Origin of the sequence: Inquilinus limosus MP06 (assembly GCF_000767795.1) — a bacterium.
Lineage (GTDB): Bacteria > Pseudomonadota > Alphaproteobacteria > DSM-16000 > Inquilinaceae > Inquilinus > Inquilinus limosus_E.
The window spans coordinates 1-1790 of the sequence record NZ_JANX01000872.1 but is presented as its reverse complement, the minus strand read 5'-3'; the positions used below and the strand labels follow the sequence as shown (position 1 = coordinate 1790).

The window sequence follows — 1790 nt, the reverse complement described above, 5'->3', positions numbered from 1 at the left end:
GCGCCGCTCCAGCTCGTTGATCTGCGCCTGGGCCGCGGCCAGCGCCTGCTCCTGCACCAGGATGACCTGGGCCATGTAGTAGGCGGCGACCGGCTGCTCGGCCAGGCGACGCCGGATCAGGTCCTCGGCACCGGCGTCGCGCGGGCCGCCGTCGCGCTCGGCCCGCGCCAGCTTCACGAACAGGTCGTCGATGGCCTGCTTCTCGGTGTCGTACACGCCGTTACTCCTCTCGGGTCGCGCCGGTCAGCTGCAGCAGCAGCTGGAACATGTTGATGAAGTTCAGGTACAGCGACAGCGCGCCCATCACCGCCATCTTGTTCAGGCTCTCGGTGTCGTAGTGCTCGGCGTATTCCTCCTTGATCCGCTGGGTGTCCCAGGCGGTCAGGCCGGTGAAGATCAGCACGCCGGCGACCGAGACAATGAACTGCAGCGCGGTCGAGCCGAGGAAGATGTTGACGATCGAGGCGATGATGATGCCGACCAGGCCCATCATCAGGAACGAGCCGAAGCGCGACAGGTCCGCCTTGGTGGTATAGCCGTACAGGCTCATGGCGCCGAACATGACCGCGGTGATCATGAAGGTGCGGGCGATGCTGGTCCCGGTGAACACCAGGAAGATCGACGCCATCGACAGGCCCATGACGCCGCAGAACAGCCAGAACACCATCTGCGCCGTGGAGGCGGAGACGGCGTGGATGCGGAACGACAGGAAGAACACGAAGGCCAGCGGCGCCAGCATCACCACCCATTTCAGCGGGCTGGTGAAGATCGGGATGTAGATCGCCGGGGTGCTGGCGACCAGATAGGCCACCAGGCCGGTCAGGACCAGGCCGAGGCCCATGTAGTTGTAGACCCGCAGCATATGCTGCCGCAGGCCGGCATCGAGCTCGGCGGCCGAGGCGCGCTGGGCTGTTCCCTGCCATTCATATTGCTGCATGTTCATGGTGTCGTTCTCTCCTTCGAGACCATTCAGTAAAGGGTGTCGGCCAAGCCGTTGGCGGCGGTCAGCAGGTCGCCCGCCGTCGCCTCGGCGCACAGCGCGTAGACCGCGGGGCCGACCTGCCAGTAGGCGACCGTGACGTCGTTCGCCCGCTGCGCCTGCGGCTGCTGCACGTCGAAGCCATCGGTGGCGGCGGCGAACAGCGTCACCAGGCCGAAGCGGTCGGTGTCGATCGTCGCCTCGAAGCCGGAGCCGCCATCCCAGGGCACCACCTCGATCGACCGGATCGACCAGCCCTGCGGCAGGTCGGGCAGGGTGATCGGCGCCTTGGCCAGGTCCTCCGGCTTCAGGCTGCCCTTGGGCTCGGCCGGGTCGACCAGGTGGCGGTACAGTACGGTGCGGTAGGCGTCGCCGGCCTCGTCGGCATAGGCGGGAATGCCGGCCGAGGCGCTGTCGATCCGGGTCACGCCCAGCATCGACTGGGCGCCCCAGCCGATGCCGATCAGCAGTACCACCGCCGCCACCCGGCGCAGCCGCACAGTCAGCCGGCGCCAGCGCACGGCGCGGCCCAGCAGCCGGGCGTTCTCGTAGCTGGCGACGCGGATGCCGCCATCCTCGGCGAAGGCCAGGCGCAGCGCGTCGCGCAGGCGCAGATCGGCCATCACCTGAGCGGCCAGAGCGGGGTTGGCCTCGAGATGGGCCTCGACCTCGATCCGGCGGGGCAGGTCGAGCTCGCCGTCGATATAGGCCTGGATCTCGGCTTCGGTCGGAATGGTCGACATCTGGGTCATGGGCGTCACTCCACCAGCCGCAGATGCGGCGGGGTCGGTCCGTCGGTGCGGCTGGCCGG

3 protein-coding genes are annotated in these 1790 nt (G+C 68.2%); all 3 read right to left on the bottom strand.

Annotation, left to right across the window (positions count from 1 at the left end; translation table 11 throughout):
- Positions 1-216 (bottom strand): DUF2076 domain-containing protein (locus P409_RS33450; RefSeq protein ID WP_034848850.1); only part of this gene is annotated, 216 nt, incomplete at its 3' end.
- 4 nt (positions 217-220) lie between these two features.
- Entirely contained in the window at positions 221-943 is a 723-nt protein-coding gene (locus tag P409_RS33445) for a Bax inhibitor-1/YccA family protein (RefSeq protein WP_034848848.1), read from the bottom strand.
- 26 nt (positions 944-969) lie between these two features.
- On the bottom strand, positions 970-1731 hold the full coding sequence (locus P409_RS33440) for an anti-sigma factor family protein (RefSeq protein WP_034848846.1): 762 nt from the start codon (positions 1729-1731) through the stop codon (positions 970-972).
- Positions 1732-1790: the final 59 nt, after the last annotated feature.